The sequence below is a fragment of the Bradyrhizobium sp. AUGA SZCCT0283 genome, from assembly GCF_018130385.1.
Classification (GTDB): domain Bacteria; phylum Pseudomonadota; class Alphaproteobacteria; order Rhizobiales; family Xanthobacteraceae; genus Bradyrhizobium.
The window spans coordinates 74277-96332 of record NZ_JAFCLU010000001.1 but is presented as its reverse complement, the minus strand read 5'-3'; the positions used below and the strand labels follow the sequence as shown (position 1 = coordinate 96332).

At 61.6% G+C, this 22056-nt stretch carries 17 protein-coding genes; 11 read left to right on the top strand and 6 right to left on the bottom strand.

The genetic code is table 11. The annotated features are described in order from the left end of the window. Positions 1 to 54: 54 nt before the first annotated feature. The 3 genes from JQ624_RS00485 to rpmB form a co-directional block, all read right to left on the bottom strand. Positions 55 to 1806, bottom strand: coding sequence for a UvrD-helicase domain-containing protein (locus tag JQ624_RS00485; RefSeq protein WP_212416875.1), 1752 nt, complete (start codon positions 1804 to 1806; stop codon positions 55 to 57). Next, the gene (locus JQ624_RS00480) at positions 1803 to 3629 is read right to left on the bottom strand and encodes an ATP-dependent endonuclease (protein ID WP_212416874.1); all 1827 of its coding nucleotides are present in this window, start codon (positions 3627 to 3629) and stop codon (positions 1803 to 1805) included. The genes JQ624_RS00485 and JQ624_RS00480 overlap by 4 nt, the downstream gene beginning before the upstream one ends. Positions 3630 to 3844: 215 nt before the next feature. Beyond that, positions 3845 to 4153 carry a 50S ribosomal protein L28 gene (gene rpmB, locus JQ624_RS00475; protein ID WP_212416873.1) on the bottom strand — a complete coding sequence of 103 codons (309 nt, stop codon included), beginning with the start codon at positions 4151 to 4153 and terminating at the stop codon, positions 3845 to 3847. Between the two features lie 331 nt (positions 4154 to 4484). Between rpmB and JQ624_RS00470 the strand changes: the two genes are divergently transcribed. The 7 genes from JQ624_RS00470 to JQ624_RS00440 all read left to right on the top strand — a co-directional run bounded on the left by JQ624_RS00470 (position 4485) and on the right by JQ624_RS00440 (position 12901). Further along, positions 4485 to 5375: a DUF3108 domain-containing protein gene (locus JQ624_RS00470; RefSeq protein WP_212416872.1), complete on the top strand. Its 891-nt coding sequence runs from the start codon at positions 4485 to 4487 to the stop codon at positions 5373 to 5375. A 634-nt stretch (positions 5376 to 6009) separates the two neighbouring features. After that, entirely contained in the window at positions 6010 to 9426 is a 3417-nt protein-coding gene (locus tag JQ624_RS00465; protein WP_212416871.1) for a helicase-related protein, read from the top strand. Between the two features lie 14 nt (positions 9427 to 9440). Then, on the top strand, positions 9441 to 9710 hold the full coding sequence (locus JQ624_RS00460; RefSeq protein ID WP_212416870.1) for an RNA-binding S4 domain-containing protein: 270 nt from the start codon (positions 9441 to 9443) through the stop codon (positions 9708 to 9710). Between the two features lie 136 nt (positions 9711 to 9846). Further along, positions 9847 to 10185 (top strand): ferredoxin FdxA, encoded by a 339-nt coding sequence (gene fdxA, locus JQ624_RS00455; protein WP_212416869.1) that lies wholly within the window; start codon positions 9847 to 9849, stop codon positions 10183 to 10185. Positions 10186 to 10600: 415 nt separating this feature from the next. After that, positions 10601 to 11395 carry a CarD family transcriptional regulator gene (locus tag JQ624_RS00450; RefSeq protein WP_212416868.1) on the top strand — a complete coding sequence of 265 codons (795 nt, stop codon included), beginning with the start codon at positions 10601 to 10603 and terminating at the stop codon, positions 11393 to 11395. A gap of 753 nt (positions 11396 to 12148) precedes the next feature. Beyond that, complete coding sequence (locus tag JQ624_RS00445) at positions 12149 to 12334, top strand: hypothetical protein (RefSeq protein ID WP_212416867.1); 186 nt, start codon at positions 12149 to 12151, stop codon at positions 12332 to 12334. Positions 12335 to 12541: 207 nt separating this feature from the next. After that, positions 12542 to 12901: a hypothetical protein gene (locus JQ624_RS00440; protein WP_249129212.1), complete on the top strand. Its 360-nt coding sequence runs from the start codon at positions 12542 to 12544 to the stop codon at positions 12899 to 12901. A gap of 230 nt (positions 12902 to 13131) precedes the next feature. Here the strand turns inward: JQ624_RS00440 and JQ624_RS00435 are convergent, their stop codons facing one another. From JQ624_RS00435 to JQ624_RS00425, 3 genes are all read right to left on the bottom strand, one after another. Then, positions 13132 to 13488 carry a cytochrome c gene (locus JQ624_RS00435; protein WP_249129210.1) on the bottom strand — a complete coding sequence of 119 codons (357 nt, stop codon included), beginning with the start codon at positions 13486 to 13488 and terminating at the stop codon, positions 13132 to 13134. Between the two features lie 160 nt (positions 13489 to 13648). Next, positions 13649 to 15181, bottom strand: a complete 1533-nt coding sequence (locus JQ624_RS00430; RefSeq protein ID WP_212416866.1) for a M48 family metalloprotease — start codon at positions 15179 to 15181, stop codon at positions 13649 to 13651. A 55-nt stretch (positions 15182 to 15236) separates the two neighbouring features. After that, entirely contained in the window at positions 15237 to 15764 is a 528-nt protein-coding gene (locus JQ624_RS00425) for a thermonuclease family protein (protein WP_312014362.1), read from the bottom strand. Between JQ624_RS00425 and JQ624_RS39480 the strand changes: the two genes are divergently transcribed. The 4 genes from JQ624_RS39480 (at position 15753) to JQ624_RS00410 (ending at position 21886) form a co-directional block, all read left to right on the top strand. Continuing rightward, on the top strand, positions 15753 to 15974 hold the full coding sequence (locus JQ624_RS39480) for a hypothetical protein (protein WP_312014361.1): 222 nt from the start codon (positions 15753 to 15755) through the stop codon (positions 15972 to 15974). The two genes, JQ624_RS00425 and JQ624_RS39480, sit on opposite strands and share 12 nt — an antisense overlap. Before the next feature lie 25 nt (positions 15975 to 15999). Then, on the top strand, positions 16000 to 16521 hold the full coding sequence (locus JQ624_RS00420; RefSeq protein WP_249129208.1) for a VOC family protein: 522 nt from the start codon (positions 16000 to 16002) through the stop codon (positions 16519 to 16521). A gap of 640 nt (positions 16522 to 17161) precedes the next feature. Continuing rightward, on the top strand, positions 17162 to 20509 hold the full coding sequence (locus JQ624_RS00415; protein ID WP_212416864.1) for an adenylate/guanylate cyclase domain-containing protein: 3348 nt from the start codon (positions 17162 to 17164) through the stop codon (positions 20507 to 20509). A gap of 210 nt (positions 20510 to 20719) precedes the next feature. Then, positions 20720 to 21886, top strand: coding sequence for an ABC transporter substrate-binding protein (locus tag JQ624_RS00410; protein WP_409334296.1), 1167 nt, complete (start codon positions 20720 to 20722; stop codon positions 21884 to 21886). Positions 21887 to 22056: the final 170 nt, after the last annotated feature.

Here is a 22056-nt window from a genome sequence, read left to right as displayed (position 1 = left end):
TGCGCACATAGATCCCTCCCGTTGGTCTGTCACAGAGCAAGAGAGGTCAGTAATTTACAAGGAGTGTCCCTGCAAAAGCGGGCACGCGGGGAATACTGGGTCTAAGATCAGAACATGCTTTTTTGCTCGGGTGATTCCTACTCGCAGGATTTTTCGACTTCGCGGATACGGATACATATCGTCTCGCCATACAAAAGAGGAGCGCCATTGGCGCTGCCCCACAGGGATACTCTTCCGTACCACGATAACACCGTCGAACTGCTTTCCTTTGGCGCGGTGAATAGTCATGACGTGAATTCCACCGAGGTCTTGCGACGTTTCCAAGATTGAATCTTGGGCCAACGCGGAATCGAAGGCCGCACGAGCGCCCGCATAAGTTGCTGTTTGCATCCAACATCCCAGAAGATTAGAGGCGAGAAAGCGTCCGCGCCCAAACGCCACCAGATAATCTAAATGGCTTGCGATCTTAGCGAGCCGTCGATCATCTGAATTACGGACGGCTTCTTTGACGCGCAGCCAATCAACCCACGGGTCGCCACAGTATCCCGTCTTGTGCAGAGCCATCATTACAGAACGCATAGCGGTGGCGAGCCCCTTGTTTGGTAGCTTCTTCCCACCCTTGTACTCTTCGGCCCATCTTCGATAATCCTCAGCAGCTTTGCGTCCGCCAACGGTTCCTGCAGCTCGTTCTAAATTGCCCAGGAGTTCCAAGCCTTCAATAACATAAGACACAATCGATTCGGGTCGTTTGGGCTCTAGAAGAAAAGCTGCAAATCTGCTTGCAAGAAGCGCTTGCGCTTCGTCGAAGACGACGCGATGGGCGACTGGCCGCGAACCATTAGACAGCGCTGCTGTTATTTCCGCTACCTGCGGGCCCGTCGTTGCAAGGATTGCGCAACTTTCAGGGTTGATACCAGCTTCACGAGCCTTTCTGTAAACTATGGCGAGGGCTTTTCTTAGCGTCTTGTTTAGGTCGTGCTTTGGATGATAAGCGAGGCGCGAAACGCCTGTGTAGGCCTGACCACGCGGTCGACCGTGCATCACATCGTTCGCGAACACGGCGATTTCGGTTCCAGGGCTGCGATTGTTCTGTTGGCCCAGGTCGACTTCCATCGGAGCGAGTTCATTCAGGATGGCGTTGATCCGCTCTGGACCTACCCCCGGTAGATGGTCAAAAATTTGTTGCTCGGGATCGACTAGGCTCACAATCTGCACCCTGTCTTTCATTTCGCGAATAACTTCCCACGCGTGTTGTCCGGTGTCCTGTGCTTCATCCACAATGATTAGAGGATACTGTTGGCCAATGAGATTCTTGATGCTTGTGGACTCCCTGATGAGTCGCAGCGTCATGGGACCGAATAGGTCGAAGGCAAGCCGGCCCTCCTCGTAAAAAAGCCGTTCGCGTTCCTGCTCCCACATTGGCCAATTAGGGTCGTCGGATTTGATACCTTGCGATAGCGCGCGCTCATCATGCGGCATCAGGATATGCAATCGTCGCGGCGCGCCGAGCAAATAGGCATGGCAACCCAGTAGATTCCAAAAGAAGCTGTGAAACGTTTGGACGACCAGCTTATTGCGGTACTCTCGCGGGATCGATTGAGCCCCGGCTTCGATTAGGCGGCCTACTGCAGCACGCGAAAAGCTTAAGAAAAGAACAGCCTGCCCCGGTCCTACGCCAGCGGCGAGGTGCGTAATGGCTTTTCTAAGCGCCAGAGTTGTCTTGCCGGAGCCCGGTCCACCAGACACAAGGCAATGGCCTGAGGTAGCCAAGAAGTCGATAATCGCTTGCGGAATCGGCTCATTCACGATGAGGTGCCTGTCGCGGACTGAGCTTGAGCGGCATTTGCTTGTCCGACCTTAGCGGCCGGCGCCAAGACCGGTGGCTTCTGCGGCTTCGGAAAATGAGCATACACCTCTTGCAGGAATGTCACGATTGTCAGCGGAAGCTCTGCGTCTGCGCATAGCTCGATAAGTTGCCCGGCGTAGCCATTTCCCTTATTGGACCGAAGTGCACTGTAGATTAGCGCTTCTAGTTGAGCGGGCGCTGGACGCGCAGCCGGAATGCCGAGATTTCCTTGTGTGCCAGCATCACGAACTGCCACAAGCAAATCCCAGTGCCTGTCTGCGGGTATCTCCGCGATCAGCAATTTCTCGATGCTGTCGAAGCGTGTCTCACGTGGAATGTCGAAGTTGCTTGCAAATTCGGCATTCTTGGCGGCCGGGCGAACCTTGTGGTCGTAGAAGGCGAAAGTCTTGAGACCAAGTGCTTTGAAGAAGGCGCCAAAGGTCGGCATGTCGCCATCACCATCAACAGAGAAGATTGTTACACCCGCTAGGTCGAGCGGCCAGATCCAGGGGGCTGCGGACTCGAGCTTCGCAGCAACAGCCTGAAGCGCCGAAGATTCAGTCACGCCTTCGGCAACAATAATGCCTTTACCAAGCATCGCTTCGGCAACGCCTCGACGCGCATGACGTTTGTAATGCTTGGGTTTGAGTGCCGCTGCGCTCGCTATTGGTGTCCCAGTAAGTTTCGCTGTTGGATCGCGTCGGAGTATCTGAATCTGGTCCTGATCGAACCGTTCAATAACGTAAGGCGAGTGCGAACTAACAAGGCATTGCGCAGTATCATTGAGCAGATAATTTGCGATTCGTCGCTGGGTATGCGGCGGCAAAGCGATCTCGGGTTCTTCCATGGCGAAGATCACGTTGCCTGGCTTCGCATCTGCAATGAACGAGAGTAACGCTAAGACCAATGTGTTGAGCGTGCCCGTTCCTGATTCCTGAAAGGGTACGGGTGATTGGTCCGCATTGGTGGAGAGGAAGAACGACAAGGTCTTTCGTAAGTGCTCACGGGTCAATTGAGAAACGTACAATCCGGTAGCGCTCCCGGCTGCCTGGAGCGGGATATATTGGGCTAAACGAGCTTCGATGTTGTCGAGGACAGGAGTCAACTCGTGCGCGTCATTACCGATCGGCGGGTTCAGTTTGCGCAGGCGCGAGATGGATCGCTCCCATAGGCCGGTGCGCACTCCTTGGACTCGCAAGATAATGTCTAGGAGCGAATTGCGCTCCAAGCTAAGTGCACGAGACCCGGTCCTCAACGTTCGCAGATATATGAATCCGATCAGGCGCTTTACGGGTTTGCTCACAGTGTCGAGCGTGCCGTCGGACTTGAATACGCCGTGCGAATAGTACGTGTTCGCTTCAAACTCGTCTTCTTCCGGGTTGTATCGCCCTATCGTTTCAAGCCGAAGAGACGGCTTCGTGGTCGGAGCATTTGCGAGTTCAGCTTCGCCGCGTTGAAGCAGCCGGCGCTCGGCTTCGTGCCAAAACTCAAGATGCGCGCCGCAGGTGTTCTCAAGTTCTGGGCTAAGATCGGTGATTAGCACCTCGACCCGAAGGGGCTGTGGCTCGTCAAATATGTTGAGATACTCGGCGTTATAGAAGTCGAACTCTTCCAGCGCGGGATATTTGGAAAGGCGATCTGGACCGAGAACAAGATCAAGCGCCTCAAATACCGTCGACTTGCCAACGTTGTTTGGACCGACGAAAAGCGTATGGCCCGTGAAGTCTAAGGTCGCTGATTTGATGCTACGAAAATGACTGATCGACATACGTACGACGCGCATAATTTCCCCCGGGTCAGGGACGCGTCAAAAATCTGTTTGGTAAATAAGGATAGCTGGCGCCCCCTTGACAACCTAAGCGCGCGGTAGGGACCCTTGCAAGTTCCTTCCACGCTCTCGATGTGCGCTGTGCATCTTAGAGGTCAGACCAAAATGAAAAGCGGCCGGGTCTTTCGACCCGGCCGCTCCAAACTCCGATCCGCCGATGTAGCTAAAACTCAGCTCGCCTTCTTCACGAATACCGGTTTGCCGACCTTCTTCTCGATCGCGCGCTTCAGATCCAGCGCGCGGGGGGAGAGCAGGTCGGCCTTGGCCTTCAGCAGATACTTATCGAGGCCGCCATTGTGGTCGACGCTCTTGAGCGCATTGGTCGAGACGCGCAGGCGCACGTTGCGGGCGAGCGCGTCCGAGATGAAGGTGACGTTGACCAGGTTCGGCAGGAAGCGCCGCTTGGTCTTGATGTTCGAGTGGCTCACCTTGTGGCCCACCTGGGGGCCCTTGGCCGTCAGTTCGCAGCGCCGGGACATTTGTCAAAAATCCTCTTCCATCCCCGCCATAGCCGAGCCGCTTCGCGCAGCCTCCCGCGGGGGTCCAAAATCGCGTCCATTTTCAGGAACCGCGGACGTATAGGGGGAGACGGCCACCCGGTCAAGGTTCTTGGGGTGGTCCGGGCCGCAGAGTTCGCGGGTTTATAAGGGGTTCCAGCCACTTAGGCCATCATATAAAGGGCGCAATCCCCGCCGACATCATGGGTTTAGCAGTAAAAACACCCTGGCCTTCCGCAAGCGGCTGAAGGCAATGAGGGATAAGCGTGGTTTTCGCGGAAACACGCGTTGTTTGCCGGATATTTCTGCCTAAATGAACACCCACTCGCGCCGATCCCGGGACAAGCCATTCGTGACCGCCAAACGCGCCGTTTCGCCGCTCTCAAGGCTCGGTTTCAGCCTGTGCGCCATCGCGTTATCAGCGCTGGCGCCGCAGGCGGCCTCCGCGCAGGGGCGGCTCGATGCGCAATATGAGGCGACGCTGGCGGGCATCCCGGTTGGCAAGGGGGCCTGGACCATCGAAATCGGCGACGACACGTTTTCGGCCTCCGCCCAGGGCGGCACCGCGGGCCTGTTGAAGGCGTTTTCCGGCGGCACGGGCTCCGGCGCCAGCCAGGGCCGCGTCGTGGGCGGCGCGCTGGTCGCCAATGCCTATACCGCCACCACCACCACGCAGAAGAAGTCCGAGACCATCCGCCTGGTGCTGGCCAACGGCAATGTCAGGGATTTTTCGATCGATCCGGCGCCGCCGGTCGATCCGGACCGCATCGTCGTCACCGATGCGCACCGCAAAGGCGTGCTCGATCCCATGACCGGCTCGATGCTGCGCGTGCCCGGCAATGGCGAGGTGCTGTCGCCGGATTCCTGCCGCACCGGTGCGGGGATCTTTGACGGACGGCTGCGCTACGACCTCAAGCTCGATTACAAGCGCATGGAGACGGTGAAGGCCGAGCGGGGCTATCACGGGCCGGCGCTGGTCTGCGCCATCTACTTCACGCCGATCGCTGGCTACATCCCCGATCGCCCCGTGATCAAATATCTCGCCAACGAACGCCGGATCGAGATCGCCTTCGTGCCGATCGCGGGAACCCGCATCCTGGTTCCCTTCCGGATGACGATTCCGACGCCGTTCGGCCCGGCGATGCTGGAAGCGACGTCGTTTGTGACATCAGCGATGCCGCCGAGGGTGGCGAAGACGAATTGAGGTTTCGGTCGGCCCTCGCGCTCCGCTGTCGTCCCTGCGAAAGCAGGGACCCATATAACCACAGGCTTTCGTGATTGCGGGCGGTAGCAACTCCCACCGCCTCCAAGCCGCACGGCCGCGGCGTATGGGTCCCTGCGTTCGCAGGGACGACGGAAACAAGAGCGCAGTGACGACGAGATAGCGGAATCCGCCTTGACTCTTGCCCACTTCTGATTCGACTCCGCCCTTTAAGGATTTCACCCCAAGACCGCCGCTTGTGGAGCCCATGTAAACTTGATCTAGTGCCACCCGAAGCGCCTCAGCGCGAGATGTTGCGGTGAACGTATCGGGTTTAGGTAGGAGTCAGCGATTCGGGCGCGTTTCGTTCCAGACTCGTTCCAGACCTTAAGCCGCGACCGCATCGCCGTCGCAGAATGAAACAGATTCGGCGGATTTGACGCCGAGCGAGCAGAAAGGCTTCGCTCCTCGCAAAGAAGATACCCTCATGGTGAGGAGGCGCGATAGCGCCGTCTCGAACCATGAAGCCCGACTGGTGCCATTCATCCTTCGAGACGCCGCTAACGCGGCTCCTCAGGATGAGGTCTGGCACCTGCGATTTGAGCGACGGCATTTAAAAAAGAAACACCTGCAACACATGGCTTTCTCACCTTCCACGTTCGCGGCTGATCGCGCGCCCGGCGCCGGCGTCACCGCCGTGCTCGGGCCGACCAACACCGGCAAGACGCATCTGGCCATCGAGCGGATGCTGGCGCATTCCTCCGGGGTGATCGGCCTGCCGCTGCGGCTCTTGGCGCGCGAGGTCTACAACAAGATCGCGGATCGTGCGGGGCCTGAGAGCGTCGCGCTGATAACAGGCGAAGAGAAGATCAAGCCGAAGAACCCGCGCTACTGGGTCTCGACCGTCGAGGCGATGCCGAGGGATCTCGACGTGAGTTTCTTAGCCGTCGACGAAATCCAGATCGCCGCCGATCTCGAGCGCGGGCATGTTTTCACCGACCGCATCCTGCATCGCCGCGGCCGCGACGAGACGCTGCTGTTGGGTGCTGCCACCATGCGCCCGATCATCGAGCGGCTGCTGCCGGGCGCGTCCATCGTCACCCGGCCGCGGCTGTCGCAGCTCGAATTCGCCGGCGACCGCAAGATCACGCGCCAGCCGCGCCGCACCGCGATCGTCGCGTTCTCGGCCGATGAAGTCTACGCCATCGCCGAACTGATCCGCCGGCAGCATGGCGGCGCGGCTGTCGTATTGGGCTCGCTCTCGCCCCGCACGCGCAATGCGCAGGTCGCGATGTTCCAGAACGGCGACGTCGATTATCTCGTCGCCACCGATGCGGTCGGCATGGGGCTGAACCTCGACGTCGATCATGTCGCGTTCGCCTCCGACCGCAAATACGACGGCTACCAGTTCCGCAGGCTCAACCCGGCGGAGTTCGCGCAGATCGCGGGCCGCGCGGGCCGCGCCACCCGCAACGGTACTTTCGGCACCACCGGGCGCTGCGCGCCGTTCGAGCCGGAACTGGTGAACGCGCTGCAGAACCATACTTTTGACAGCGTCAAAATGCTGCAGTGGCGCAATTCGAAACTGGATTTTTCCTCGCTCGGCGCGCTGCAGGTGTCGCTGGCGCTCTCGCCCGGGCATGAGGCCTTGACCCGCGCGCCGATCGCCGAGGATCTGCGCGTGCTCGATCACGCGGGGCGCGACGGCGAGGTGAGGGACATGGCCCACGGCGCTTCAGCCGTGGAACGGCTGTGGGACGCCTGCCAGATCCCGGATTACCGCCGGCTGGCGCCCGCCGCCCACGCCGAACTGGTGACCACGCTGTACGGTTTCCTGATGAAAAAGGGCCGGATTCCCGACGCATGGTTCGCCGCCCAGGTCGACCAGGCCGACCGCGTGACCGGCGATATCGACACGCTGTCGGGCCGGATCGCGCAAATCCGCACCTGGACCTTCGTCGCCAACCGCCCGGACTGGCTGTCCGACCCCGATCACTGGCAGGGGATCACCCGGGAGGTCGAAAATAAATTATCCGATGCGCTGCATGAACGGCTTACGGAGCGTTTCGTTGACCGCCGTACCAGTGTATTGATGCGCCGCCTGCGGGAGAACTCAGTTTTGAATACGGAAATTGGCAAGACCGGCGAAGTGATTGTGGAAGGCCACGCGATCGGCCGGCTCGATGGATTTACCTTTGCACCCGATGCGGCGGAAGCCGGCTCGGATGCCAAGGCGTTGCAGGCGGCGGCCCAGCAGGTGCTCGCCAGCGAGATCGACACGCGCGCCACAAAACTTGCCGCCGCGCCCGACGATCAGTTCGTGCTGACGTCAGACGGCACCATCCGCTGGACCGGCGACGCGGTCGCAAAGCTCGTTGCCGCTGACGACGCGCTGCATCCGCGTATCAGGATCATTGCCGACGATCGTCTCTCCGGCGCGCCGCGCGAAGCCGTGCAGGCGCGGCTCGATCTGTGGCTGAAGACGCATATCGAAAAGCTGCTGGGGCCGCTGTTCGGACTCTCCAAGGCCGAGGACATCACCGGCATCGGGCGCGGCATCGCGTTCCAACTCGTTGAAGCGCTCGGCGTGCTGGAGCGCGCAAAGATTTCCGCCGAGATGAAGGATCTCGACCAGGCCTCGCGCGCCACGTTGCGCAAATACGGCGTGCGCTTCGGCGCCTATCACATCTATTTCCCCGGGCTGTTGAAGCCCGCCGCGCGCGCGCTGGCTTCGCTGCTGTGGGCCGAGAAGCAGGACAATGTCGACATGTCCGCGCTGTCGGGCGCGCAGCATCTGGCGAGCTCGGGCCGCACCTCGTTCCCGGTCGACAAGGCATTGCACCGCGACGCCTATCGCGTGCTCGGCTATCGCCAGTGCGGCGAGCGCGCGGTGCGTGTCGATATTCTGGAACGGCTTGCCGATCTCATTCGTCCCGCGCTGGCGTGGCGCGAGACCTCGCCCGGCGAAAAGCCGACCGGCGCGTTCGACGGCCGCGGCTTTGTGGTGACGCAGGCGATGACGTCGCTGACAGGATCTGCTGGCGAGGACTTTGCCTCGATCCTGCGCGCGCTCGGCTACCGCATGGACAAGCGTCCGCAGCTCGCCCCGAAGCCCGCGCCCGAGGTCGTTGTCGAGACCGTCTCCACTGAGACACCGCCGGTCGAGGCGAGTGCCGAGGTGGCGGCAGAGACGCCGGCGGAAGAAGTCGCCGCTGAAGTGCCGGTTGCCAGCGAGCCCGTGTCATCGGCGTCGTTGCTGCCCAACGTCACGCCGGTGGCGGAAGTGACCGAGGAGGTTGCGGCCGCCGAGACCACGCCGGCGGAAGCCGCGATCGCGGACGCGCCCCCGGAACAGGAGGCGGAGCCGACGATCAGCGCCGCGGAAGCCGCGGCCGAGCCCGCCACCGCGAGCGAAGCTTCTGCCGAATCCGAAGCTCCGGCGGAATTCGCTGAAGCCAAATCCGCTGAAGAAGCGCCTGAAACGAAATCCGAGACGCCGGCCGAGCCTGTACTCGTCGAGGTCTGGCGGCCTGGTGGCCGTTCCGAGGAACGCCGTCCGCACCACGACCGCAACCGCCAGCGCCATCACGCCCGCCCGGCCGAGAGCGCGCCAGCCGTGGCTGGCGAAGGCGGCGAGGGCGCGCCGCGCGAGCAGCGCCATCGCCGTGGCCGCCGTAATGACTTCCGCAAAGCCCGCGAGGGTGCGCCGGCGGATGCCACGGCTACGCCGGCGGCAGTTGAGGGCGCGCCGGCGACGGAAGCGCGTCAGGACCGTCCGCCCCGTGAGCGCGTCGAGGGCAAGGGTCGCGACAAGTTCGATCGCAACAAGGGCGATCGCAACAAGGGTGGTGGCCGCGACAAGGGCGAGCGCGGCGGCCGTGATTTCGGCGGACGCGACAAGGGCGGCCGTGACAAGCGCGACAGCGGGCCATCGCACCGTCAATGGGCGACCAGCGCGGCGCCGCGCGAGCGTGATCGTCCCGTCGATCCCAATTCGCCATTTGCAAAACTGGCGGCGCTGAAGGAACAGCTTGCGGGCAACCGCAAGGAGTAATCACGGAAAGATAGTTGGAGCGGCAGCGTCTCGATAAATGGCTGTGGCACGCGCGGGTGGTGAAGGCCCGCGCCTCCGCTGCCGCGCTCGTCGAGGCCGGTTACGTCCGCATCAACGGCGTGCGCGAAAAGGCGCCGGGACATTCGGTTAAGCTCGGTGACGTGCTGACGATCGGGCTCGATCGCAGCGTGCGCATCCTCAAAGTGGTGGGATTTTCCGAGCGGCGGGGCGACGCTGCGGCCGCGCGCGTGCTCTATGATGATTTGCAGAACGGCAAACCATAACTATCTGCAATGGGCGCGCGGGGACGCCTGAAAAACGGCCGTTTGCGGCCCGCAGCTTCCCTTGCGGCAGCGCACCGCATGCGCTACGCAAACCCCGGAAAACTGATCCGTTTCGGAGCCTTGTTCGGAGCCCTGGATGACTTACGTCGTCACTGAAGCCTGCATCAAATGCAAATATACCGACTGCGTTGAGGTCTGCCCCGTCGACTGCTTCTACGAGGGCGAGAACATGCTGGTCATCCATCCCGACGAATGCATCGACTGCGGCGTCTGCGAACCCGAATGTCCCGCCGACGCCATCAAGCCGGACACCGAGCCCGGCCTGGAGAAGTGGCTCGAGGTCAACACCGAGTACGCCAAGAGCTGGCCCAACATCACCCAGAAGAAGGAAGCGCCGACGGACGCGAAAGAATTCGAGGGTATGGAGGGCAAGTTCGAGAAATATTTTTCCAAGGAACCCGGTTCCGGCGACTAGCCTGTGGATAAGTTAAGGGCTCGTTGAGCCTGTTTTCGGCCCCAAGCTGAACCGAACCAGCTTGGCGGATTTAACCCTGTTCGTGGACTTATAGCGGAACCGGCCCCGTAAAGGCCCGGAACCCGGCGTAAATCATTGATTTTTGCGGAAAATGTGCTATATTGGGCACATTACAAGCCGATCCTGGCCATGCGTAGCTTGTGGCCCCGGTGGGTTCCCGTAAAAACATCGAACAGGGGCGTGGCAGTTCCGCGCGCAGGCTGTGTCACAGAAAACGCGTAAAAAGAGTGCTTCCAAGACCACGAAAAAAGCCGCTCCGGCCAGCCGCAGCGCAACCAAAGGCCGTGCCAAGGCGACCGTAAAGGTGGCCAGGAAGGTTGCGGCCACAAAGTCCTCAAAGAACAAAAGAAGCGCAATGCCAGAAAAGACTGCCAAGACCGCCGCGAAAGCGACGGGTTCGAAGACTAATGCCCCGAAAGTTGCTGCCAAGGCTCCCGCAAAGACCCCTGTGAAGGCTGCTCCTCCGAAGGCTGCCGTCGTTGCGCCGAAGGCCCCCGCCAAGCCAGCTGCCGCTGCCGCGCCGCGCGTCGAGGAGCCGAAGAAGGTCGTGACCCAGCGTCAGGGCTTCAAGGCCAACGAATTCGTGGTCTATCCCGCCCACGGCGTCGGCCAGATCCTAGCCATCGAGGAGCAGGAGATCGCGGGCGCCAAGCTCGAGCTGTTCGTGATCAATTTCATGAAGGACAAGATGACGCTCCGCGTGCCGACCGCCAAGGTCGCCAATGTCGGCATGCGCAAGCTGTCCGAGCCGGCGCTGGTCAAGAAGGCGCTGGAGACGTTGAAGGGCCGTGCCCGCGTCAAGCGGACCATGTGGTCGCGCCGGGCGCAGGAATACGAAGCCAAGATCAATTCGGGCGACATCGTCGCGATCGCCGAAGTGGTTCGCGACTTGTACCGTTCGGAATCGCAGCCCGAGCAGTCCTACAGCGAACGCCAGCTGTATGAAGCAGCGCTCGATCGCCTGTCGCGCGAAATCGCCGTCGTGCAGCATTCGACGGAGACCGAAGCGGTCAAGGAAATCGAAAGCCAGCTCGCCAAGAGCCCGCGCCGCGGCGCCAAGACTGAGGCGACCGAAGCTGACGGCGAAGCCGACGAAGCCGATGTCGAAGCCGACGGCGACGACGCTGCCGTGGCGGATGAAGCCGCCTGAAAGGGTTCGACGGATTGAGATAAAAGCCCGGTCGCGAGACCGGGCTTTTTGTTTGGGTGGCGCGAGTTTCTTGTCCTCGCGCCGCTTCCCTTCTTCTCTCTGCACCAGCACGGTCGAACTCATTGCGGCAAGATGAGCGGCCGCGGGTTAATCTCTTGTTAACCATAACCGCTCAGCATCCCGGATCATAAAGAGTCGCCAAAAGGCGGTATTCATCGTTCATCCGGGGGGCGAGCCAAAGGCTTGCGGGGGGCTCCAAGGAGTAACGCCATGTCGTTACCTGATGTACGACCCCAAGCAAATCTGCTCTCCGAGTTCGCCCTGGCTACGCTCAGCGCATTTGGCTTGGGCTTGCCGATTGCGGTCGCGATCATCTGGATCTGTTCCTGATCTCGGTGTCGCTTCTCGCGGTCGGGCGGCGAAACGATTCGCCTGCACACGCGCTGATAGATAGTTGCCGCCTCACCTCAACCCGCTGTGCCGCCGTTCGCCCGGAATGTGGCCAAATTTTCGGCCATTTGTGACCAAATTTAAGAGTGAGGCTTCTGTCCACATCTAATTGAACCGCAGGGGTGTTCAATGAAGACGCAAATTCTCCCAGTCCTTCTCGTCGCTTGCATGGCTGCTCTCGCGCCGGTTGATGCGGCAAATGCGAAGGCCATGGAATGCAGTGTCGCTCGCCCATCGAGTGCGCAAGGGTATTGGTCCTGGCGCCTGATCGATGGACGAAAATGCTGGTACGCCGGCAAGACCATGATCTCGAAATCACTGTTGCAGTGGCCCGCGAAGGCGCCGGCGCAAGCGAAAGCCGATACAGCGCCAGCGCCAGTAACCGTCACCACGGAGAAGCGCAGCGATCCACTCGACGCGCAAGCGCGGCTGCTTGACTACGCCAACAGTTTCGAAGCGCGGTGGCGCGCGCGGGCGATCACCGACTAGACTCGGTCACGAAGCCGCAGGAAAATAAGTCGGCGAATACGTGCGTCCGGCGGGCAGTGTCCGCGCCCTTGATGGGACCACCGGAGATCATCCCAGATGGCGTTTTGAGGGCTTTGACGTGGAAGCCGGCCAGATTTTCGACCTCTTATAACCAGAATAGAGGGCGAAGTTGCTCCTGCGCTCAACTAACCGCAGGGGGAGTGACCGATGAAGATGCAGATACGGCTTTTCTTTTTTGCCGTTTGCATTGCTGCGCTCGCACCGATTGGCATGCTGACCGCGCAGGCCAAAGCGCAGATCAGGGAATGCGTTGCTTCGCCGTCAAAGGCGCAAGGGCATTGGTCCTGGCGCCTGATCGATGGGCGAAAATGCTGGTACGCCGGCAAGACCGTGATCTCGAAATCATTGCTGAAGTGGCCCGCAGCGGCGCCCGCGCAAGCCAAAGCCAACGCGGCGCCCGTCAGCGTCGCCACGGAGAAACGTAGCGGCCCCATGGCTGCACAGGCACGGATGCTCGACGACGACAGTTTCGAGTCGCGGTGGCGTGCGCGTGTAACCAGCGAGTAGACCACGCCGATGATGCGGCGAAGCGTGCGGCCGCCTGGCTCGATGTGGTCGTGTTTTGGCCGATCGCGACAAAGTTGGCCAGATTGCTGGCCAACCCCAGGGCGCGGCCTGATCTTTCTGTTCCGAGCCTGGTGCCGCAGTGTTGAATGCGTCGGCCCGCAACGGACGCAACAACGTCTCACGCATCCGAACGTCGCGCTGTCACGGCTCAAGTAGTACCGTTCGTGCGACTATTTGAAGCTCAGAATGTAGTCTGCCATGTCCGCGACCTCCGCCCGACTTAGCGATATGCTTGGCATGTTCGGATGAGGTTGCAGGAGAAGAAAGGCGAGCTTGTTGGCGTTGAAGTCAGGCGTTCTCGCCAAGTAATCGAATGGTGGGGCCTGATCAGTCGCTCTTGTTTGTCCGCGTTCTACAAGGTGGCAGCTCGCGCACCAGCGCCTTGCGATTGCCTTTCCGTTGTCAGGATCGGCAGCAAATGAGGGCGTGGCTATCGCCACGATGCACCATCCGAAGAACAGTCGTCTGAACGCTTCCAACATTTCTCGGGCTCCCAGAACTTCCGTGTCGTTCTCTTCTTTGATCAAACGCCTTTCTTCGGCCTTGGTTCGAAGCTGTCGATGGCGTGTGCAGGGTTATTGGCTGTGCACGGCATTTATCACACGACGTCTTGGCGGAAGAGAATTTCAGCACATTGGCGCCGCGCGATGAGCCGTCCTGTCGTTGAAGTGACGTTTCGCGCGCGCCTCAATCCACCACGATCTTCACGCGATCACGCGGCTTGACCTGCGCGTGCTGGTCGAGGCCGTTGAGGATGCGGAAGCGCTCGGCGGGGCGGTCGATGCCGGCCATGCGGTGGGAGAGCGAGTCCACGGTGTCGCCGGGCTGCACGGTGATGACCTTGATGCGCAAGGGACGCGCGGCCTGGATTTCTTCCAGCGTCAGGCGGCGGAACGAGTTGACGGTCTCGCGCGCATTGCGTTCGCTCTCGGTGTTGCGTTGCTTGGCGGCGAAGATGAAGCGGTAGACGTCGCTGCCGTAGCGCAGCGCATAGACCTTGAACTGCCATTGATCGCCGTTTGCCGACGCCGAAGCCACCGGGAAACCGTTGATCATGAGGTCTTCGGTCGAGCCCTTGTCGACACCTTCCATCCAGCCGGAATTGAGATAATCGGCGAGCGACTGTTCGGCCGGTACCCGCACCACGTCGAAGCGCATCGCCTGCGTGCCGCCCTCGCGCACGCCGATCACGGCCTGCGCGGTGTTATCCAGCGTAAACGTATCGGGGGCTTGGAAGGTGAAACCGAGCTTCGGATGCAGGAAGCGCCGGCCGCGCACAAAGCCTTCGCTGGGATCCTCGCCATAGACGATGTTGTCGATCGCGGCGAGATAGGTCTCGCGGTCGCGCTCGGCGCTCTGCGGCGAGGTGTATTGCCGGGCGCTGGCCTGGGCATTCTGCACGCGTTCGGGCGTCGCCGGATGCGAGGACAGGAAATCCTGCGCGCGGGGATCGAGCGAGGTCTTGCCGGCCTTCATCGCCGCATTGCGCTCCATCGCGGCGAGGAAGCGCGCCGCGCCGTAGGGATCGAAATGGGCACGCGCCGCAATGCTGACGCCGATGCCGTCGGCCTCGAATTCCTGTGCGCGCGAGAAGCTCGCCATCGTCAGTTTGGTTTTCGCCAGCGCCAGCGCCGTCAGATCGGGGTCGTTGCTCATGTCGGTGACGACCCGCGTCACCACCGCCGCCTGCCGCGCCTGGTCTTCCCGGATCGAGGCGTGTTTTGCAATGACATGCGCCATCTCGTGGCTCAGCACCGAGGACAATTCGGAGGTGTCGCTGGCCAGCGCCACCAGGCCGCGCGTGACATAGAGCTGGCCGGTCGGCAGCGCGAAGGCGTTGACCGCGCCGGAATTGAGGATGGTCACCCGGTAGGCCTGCTCGGGACGGTCGGAGGCCGCGACCAGCCGGTCGACCGTCTTGCCGATCAGGGTCGCGAGTTTCGGATCGTCATAGGCGCCGCCATAGGAGGCGAGAATGCGCTCATGTTCGCGCTCGCTGGCAGGCGTCTGCGCGACGGTGCGGCTCGGCTTCGGCGCCGCCACCGTCGGCGCGGCTGTCTCGAGCTTTCCTAGATTTCCACAGGAAGAGAGTGTGAGCGCGGCGCACAACAGCGCCGGCGCAGCCAAAAGGCGGCAGCCCGTGTTTCCTTCGCGCGGTTGTGCACGATGCGTCAAATCAGCCACTGGGACCCACGATCCGATTGGGATCGTCGATCTCATCCCTTTTTTGCGTCTGATCCAAACGAAAACCGGTGCCCAGTCTTCGGATCAAGCGCTATTTCCCGCCCAGCACCTCAATTTGCCCCACCCGGAGCAGTTCGATCCGTGGTCCTCCCCGCGACGAGACAACGCCGCGGACACGAATCTTTCGATTTTCGAGCGACTTAGGTCCAAGGTTGGCGCTCTCGAACGCCGGTATGATGCGCCTTGAAATAGTCGCAGCAAAGTCCCGTGTCCAGTTCCGCCCGAAGTTCAGGTAGGTGATTGCCCCAGCCTGCCGAACGGACAGAACTCTGCCCTCGACCACCACAAAATGCCCAATCGCGGACAGAATATCGCCCGGACTTTCCGTGTTTTTTATGGCCGTGGTATCCGCCCAAATGCCCAATTTGGCATCCCGCGCCGCGCCCTCGGCGGCAACCAGTGCTGCAGCGCAATTTTTTTCGGATATATCGGCCGAAAACAGCGCCTCGCCGCGGCGCAGCAGTTCGCTTTGCACCGAGTGTTCCGAGCCGGTCACGAACACAAAGGCGCCCTGGCGGCCATAGCGATCTGGCGTGTCGTCTTCGCCATGCAGCGTCACGTCGCGACCGCCGGCGATGGCGGCCAGCGCAGCGTGGTTCCGCGTCTTGTCGGTTCCCGCCTGCTCGATTCCAACGAGGCGGACTTCGCGGCCGTCGTCGAAACGAAGGGTGCGTCCATCGATCACGGCGGCGACACGGCCTTCGCCCTGCGGCTCCAGCGCGCAATCGACGGCATCGGCCCGTCCGACGGAGGCCAGCACGAGAAGTGACGCGGCGCATGCCGGGAGCACGGCGTTGCCGCGCCATGCCGGACGGGTCATAGCGCTGCTCTCCATCCCGCTTGTTCCTGTATACTCGATAGCAGCGGCGTTACTACCTGAGATTGCCACGCAGGGGGAGACAATGGAAGTCAACGGCATTGCACATATTTTCCTCACCGCCTCGAATTACGAACGCTCCCGCGATTTTTATCGCAAGCTGCTGCCGTTTCTCGGTTTGAAGCCGGTGATCGATACAGAGACGACCTACTACTGCGTGGGCGGCCGGACCGCGGTTGGCATCAGCGCGCCGTCAGCCGAGCATGAGGGTGCGGCATTCGAGCAGAAGCGTGTCGGTTTGCATCATCTCTGCTTCCGTGCCCGCGAGCGCGCCGACGTCGATGAGCTGCATGGATTTCTGACGACGCTCGGCGTCAAGATCATCCGTGGGCCGCGCGAGGATCAATGGGCGCCGGGATATTATTCGATCCTGTTCGAAGATCCCGATGGCATCCGGCTCGAGCTCAATCATGTGCCGGGGAAGGGGTTGTTGGGGTAGTTCACGCGTCGCTTGGCACCGTAGGATGGGCGGACTCCGCATCACGGATTGCAGACAGCACAAGGTTGAATGTCCGCGTTCTTCTGCAGCCCGTTCTACAGCATCGAAAGCATTCCGGCGATTAAACGGACCATGCCACCTTCCATTCTTGCCGCTATCCGCTCTTTGAGTGCCGTGTCCATGATTGCAGTAGACGCAGTCAGCAAGATGTATGCGGCCTCGTTTGCGGTGCCAATTCTCATAAACGTAATAAACGTTCTTCCATACAGGATGTTGTCATACTCGACGGTCTCTTGTCCGGTGTCGCTCTGTTAGAACTTGCGATGGTGCGTAGGATGGGTGGACCCATCTCTCCGCGCAATGATTGATGGGTTTCGCTGCGCTTGACCCATCCTGCGCAGTGGTTGTGCAACGCTGCTTGATGCAAATCGCGCGCGCATCAAGATCCAGTTGCTGGCATCACGTCATGCGCTGCTTGGTAGTGAGCATCCGTAGCCGAACACCGCTTCGCAAGAAAAACAGAGCTAATCGCAGCCGAATCGCTGCATCAAGGCGTGCCATTCCAGCGACATTGGGATAAGTTTTTGTTGCCGTGGCCCGCCATGCGGCCTGCTGTCAACCACATATTCCGGTGGAGCCGATGCAGCAGATTTCAGACTGGCTCGCGAAGCTTGGGCTCGAACAATACGCGCTGCGTTTTGCCGAGAACGGGATCGATCTTGATGTCCTTCCCGCGCTGACGGATCAGGACTTCGACAGGCTCGGGGTCCTGCTCGGCCATCGACGTAAAATGCTGCGCGCGATCACCGAACTCAATCGAGGCGAACCGGGCGCAGAGCCGGCGCTTCAGCGTGATGCCGAACGACGCCACCTCACCGTCATGTTCTGCGATCTGGTAGGCTCCACCGCGCTCTCGGCTCGCCTTGACCCCGAGGACATGTGGGAGGTGATCCGCGCCTATCGGGCCGCCTGCGCGCGGGTGATTGCCACCTACGACGGCAGTCTCGCCAGGTTTGTGGGCGACGGGATACTCGCCTATTTCGGCTATCCCCGCGCACACGAGGATGACGCGGAGCGCGCGGTGCGGGCGGGGCTCGACATCATCGCCGCAGTAGGACCGCTTGAAACGCGCTCGGAACGGCTCGAGGTGCGGATCGCGATCGCGACCGGGCTGGTGGTGGTTGGCGACCTCATCAGCGGAGGTGCGTCAGAGCAACAGGCAATGGTCGGCGATACACCGAACGTCGCGGCCCGGCTCCAGGGCTTGGCAGAGCCGGGGGCGGTCGTCGTTGCTGCTTCGACGCGCGAGCTGCTTGGCGATCTGTTCATTTTTCGCAGCCTCGGTCTCCGAGAGGTCAAGGGCATCTCCGAGCCCATCGCGGTCTGGGCGGTCGAAGGCGGAGCTGCATCGGAGAGCCGCTTCGAGGCGGTGCGTACCGCGCGCTCGCTGGGCTTTGTCGGCCGCAAGGCAGAGATCGAATTCGCGCTCTCGCGCCAGCAACTGGCGTGGCAGGGCCAGGGCCAAATGGTGCTGATTTCCGGCGAGGCCGGGATCGGCAAATCGCGCCTTGTGGCAACGCTCTCCGAAAGCCTCGCGTTGGGGACGCACCGCCGGATACGGTATCAGTGCTCGCCCTACCACACGAACAGCGCGCTCCATCCCTTTGTCGCCCAGCTCGAGCGCGCTGCCGGCATCGGGTCACAGGATACATCCGAGCAAAAGCTCGACAAGCTTGAGGCAATGCTTGCGCTTGGAACGGACCAGGTCGCTAACACGACACCGCTCATCGCCGCGCTGCTTTCGATCCCGACCGGCGAGCGCTATCCGCCGCTCGGCTTGAATCCGGTGCAGCAGCGGCGACAGACATTCGCTGCGCTGCTCGACCAGCTTGAGGGTTTGGCGCGGCAGCAACCTGTGCTGATTGTCTGCGAGGACATGCATTGGGCTGATGCCACGACGCTTGAGCTGTTCGATCTCACCGTCGACCGGATCAGGGGACTGCCGATACTCGTGCTCATGACCTTCCGGCCCGAGTTCGAGCCGCCCTGGGCGGGTCTTGCCAATGTCAGCCTGCTGCAGCTTGATCGGCTTGACCGGCAGGACACGCGCGCTCTGGTCGAGCAGGTGACCGTTGGCCGGCATCTGCCAGGCGAAATGATGACGCAGATCATCGACAGGACGGATGGTATCCCGCTGTTTGTCGAGGAACTGACCAAGATGGTGCTGGAGTCCGGACTGCTCGTGGAAGATGCCGGACGCTATCGCCTCGATAGTCCGCTCCCGCCGCTCGCCATCCCCGCGACGCTGCAGGATTCGCTGATGGCTCGCCTTGACCGGCTGGCGCCGGTCAAGGAAGTGGCGCAGATAGGCGCTGCCATTGGCCGCGACTTCTCATACACGCTGTTGCGAAGTGTGGCGGGGCGCGATGATCTGACGCTGAGCGCCGCGCTCGGCCAGCTCGAAGACGCCGAACTGCTATCGCGCCGCGGGACGCCGCCGGAAGCGAGCTATAGCTTCAAGCATGCGCTCGTTCAGGAAGCAGCTTACGAGAGTCTGCTCAAGAGCCGCCGGCAATTGCTGCATCGGCAGATCGGCGATGTCCTGCGTGAGAAGTTCCCGATCGTCGCTGAGACCGAGCCGGAGCTGCTGGCATATCACTTCACCGAGGCGGGGCTGGGCGGAATAGCCCTCGAGTGGTGGCGCAAGGCGGGTCAGCAGGCGCTGAAGCGCTCGGCATATACCGAAGCAATCGCACATCTCGGCAAGGCGGTTGCGATCGCCGATGGGTTGCCCGATGAGCCGGGCCGGGCCATGAACCGGCTCCATCTTCAAATCGCCTATGGCCGCGCGCTGCGGGGCGGCCTTGGGCACAGCGCTCCCGAAACGGTGGCCGCATGGAAGCGCGCGCGACAGCTCGCGGCCGACATCAATGATCCGGTCGAGCTGGCGCCGATCCATTCGGGCCTGTTCAATGCCTGCCTGACCCACGGCGAGATCGCGCCGATGCGGGAGTTGACGGAGGCCATCAGGGGCGTCGCCAGGCAGCGACCGGAATCGCCGGTGGCCGCAGTCGTCGCGCATTGGACAACAGGGGTAACCTGCTGGTTCGGTGGCGACTACCTGAACGCGCGACTGCATCTCGAGCGCGCGCTTGCGATCTATGAGGCTGAGCCTGATCCGGCGACCTTCAAGGCGTCGGCGCTGGACCTGCCTTTCGTCATCATGCGGTTTCTTGCGCTGGTGCTTTGGCCGCTCGGCAGGATTGATCGATCGCGCCGGCTCGCCGCCGGAGCGGTGCGGGCCACCGGAGACAAGCCGGCGCTCTCTCAAGCCAATGCGCTCGTTCACAAGGCGGTCTTCGATGGGCTATGCGGAGGCATGTTGCAGGAAACAGAGACGATTCTGGCTCTCGGCCTCGCGCGCGAGCATACGATGCCGCTGTATGTCGCCGCCGGCAGCTACCTGAACGGCCTGGCAAAGTGGCGCGCCGGCGACCGGATGGGCGGGCTTTCGGAAATGCAACGGGGCTGGACACTGCTTCACGAGAATGATTGCTACCTCTGCGAACCATTTTGGGGGATGCAGGTTGCCGCGGCGAACGCGGAGGCCGGGCAACCTGAGGCTGGCCTGGAAATCTTGCGGGAGTTGATCTCCTCGACTGAACAATCCGGCCAGCATTGGCTCGATGCCGAACTCCATCGCAGCAGGGGTGAGCTTTTGTTGCGCCTTGGCCCGCCGAACGTTTCCATGGCCGAAGACACGTTCCGCAGAGCCCTGGAAATCGCCCGAACCCAACAAACGAAGACTTTCGAGCTGCGCAGCGCCATTGGACTTGCGCGCCTCTACCGTGCAAATGGGCGAGCCGAGGCAATACCCGAGCTGCTCGCACCCGTTCTTGTTTATTTCGACACGGAGCGAGATCTCCCCGAAATCGCAGAAGCGGAAACCCTGCTCGGGCATAGGCAATTGGCGCAGCCCGGCATCTGATGAGCGTCGCTGCGCTCCACCCATCCTACGGATCGCTGTGGGTCGCTCGGTTGGTCATTCCGTTTAGCGGAAAACGTCAGCGCCTTGCCGCTGCTGACCCCATGCGGCATGATCGCGCCGAAAATTTCAAAGCCGCAGGCAATGCGGCGCGTGAACAGGGAGGCCTCCGTGAAAAGAACAACAACAGGCATTGTCGCCGCGGTTCTGGCGATGTCGGCGACGGCGGCATTGGCGCAAGGCAAGCCGCCGCTCAAGCTCGGCGGCATCCTCGACATGTCCGGGCTTTACGCCGATATCACCGGGGCGGGCTCGGAGACCGCCGCGAAGATGGCGGTGGAGGATTTTGGCGGCGAGGTGCTGGGACGCAAGATCGAGATCGTCGCGGCCGATCATCTCAACAAGGCCGACCTTGCCGCCAGCATCGCGCGCGACATGCTCGACAACCAGGGCGTCGAGATGCTGTACGACGTGGCGGCGTCCGCGACCGCGCTGGCCGCCGGCGAGATCGCGAAAGCGCGCAACAAGATCGTGATGTATAGCGGCCCGGCCTCGATCCGCCTCAGCAACGAGGCCTGCGGTCCCTACACCGTGCATTATGCCTATGACACGTTCGCGCAGGCCAACGTCACCGGGCTTGCCACCGTCAAGTCAGGTTTTGAGACCTGGTTCTTCCTCACCGCCGACTATGCGTTCGGCCAGGACCTGGAAAAGGACACCACCAATGTGGTGGTGAAGGCCGGCGGCAAGGTGCTGGGTGGCGTCAAGCATCCGCTCAACACGTCGGACTTCTCCTCGTTCCTGCTGCAGGCGCAGAGCTCGAAGGCCAAGGTGGTGGGCCTTGCCAATGCCGGCGGCGACACCATCAACGCGATCAAGCAGGCGGCGGAATTCGGTCTCACCAAGAGCGGCGGCCAAAAACTGTCGCCGCTGCTCGCCTTCGTGACCGACATCGACAGCGTTGGACTGGAGACGGCGCAGGGCCTGCTGCTGGCGGAGGCGTTCTACTGGGACCTCAACGACGAGACCCGCGCGTTCTCGAAACGCTTTCAGGAGCGCGTCAAGCGGCCGCCGACCGCCGCGCAGGCCAGCGTCTACTCTTCCGTCGGCCATTACCTGAAAGCCGTGAAGGCCGCCGGCACCACCGACGCCGCCGCGGTCATGAAGGTGATGAAGGAGATGCCGGTCAACGACATGTTCGCCAGGAACGGCAAGATACGCGAGGATGGCCGCATGGTGCACGACATGTATCTGTTCGAGGTCAAGAAGCCGTCTGAATCGAAGGCGCGCTGGGACTATTACAAGCTGCTGGCCACGATCCCCGGCAGCGAGGCATTCCAGCCGCTGGAAGCCTCGCGCTGTCCGTTGGTGAAGAAATAGGACGCATCTTCGTAGGGTGGGCAAAGCGCAGCGTGCCCACCATTGCAGCGGCAAGAGTTGGTGGGCACGGCGCAAGCGCGCCTTTGCCCACCCTGCGACACCGCCCATCGTCATTGCGAGCGAAGCGAAGCAATCCATAGCGCAACAAGGAAAGAATGGATTGCTTCGCT

Excerpts from the sequence above, each read along its gene's own strand:
- JQ624_RS00470 (WP_212416872.1), top strand. The coding sequence starts at position 4,485 with ATGAACACCCACTCGCGCCGATCCCGGGACAAGCCATTCGTGACCGCC.
- fdxA (WP_212416869.1), top strand. The coding sequence starts at position 9,847 with ATGACTTACGTCGTCACTGAAGCCTGCATCAAATGCAAATATACCGAC.
- JQ624_RS00480 (WP_212416874.1), bottom strand. The coding sequence starts at position 3,629 with ATGCGCGTCGTACGTATGTCGATCAGTCATTTTCGTAGCATCAAATCA.
- rpmB (WP_212416873.1), bottom strand. The coding sequence starts at position 4,153 with ATGTCCCGGCGCTGCGAACTGACGGCCAAGGGCCCCCAGGTGGGCCAC.
- JQ624_RS00415 (WP_212416864.1), top strand. The coding sequence starts at position 17,162 with ATGCAGCAGATTTCAGACTGGCTCGCGAAGCTTGGGCTCGAACAATAC.
- JQ624_RS00410 (WP_409334296.1), top strand. The coding sequence starts at position 20,720 with ATGTCGGCGACGGCGGCATTGGCGCAAGGCAAGCCGCCGCTCAAGCTC.
- JQ624_RS00445 (WP_212416867.1), top strand. The coding sequence starts at position 12,149 with ATGATCTCGAAATCACTGTTGCAGTGGCCCGCGAAGGCGCCGGCGCAA.
- JQ624_RS00430 (WP_212416866.1), bottom strand. The coding sequence starts at position 15,181 with ATGAGATCGACGATCCCAATCGGATCGTGGGTCCCAGTGGCTGATTTG.
- JQ624_RS00465 (WP_212416871.1), top strand. The coding sequence starts at position 6,010 with ATGGCTTTCTCACCTTCCACGTTCGCGGCTGATCGCGCGCCCGGCGCC.
- JQ624_RS00440 (WP_249129212.1), top strand. The coding sequence starts at position 12,542 with ATGAAGATGCAGATACGGCTTTTCTTTTTTGCCGTTTGCATTGCTGCG.
- JQ624_RS00450 (WP_212416868.1), top strand. The coding sequence starts at position 10,601 with ATGCCAGAAAAGACTGCCAAGACCGCCGCGAAAGCGACGGGTTCGAAG.
- JQ624_RS39480 (WP_312014361.1), top strand. The coding sequence starts at position 15,753 with ATGCAGCGTCACGTCGCGACCGCCGGCGATGGCGGCCAGCGCAGCGTG.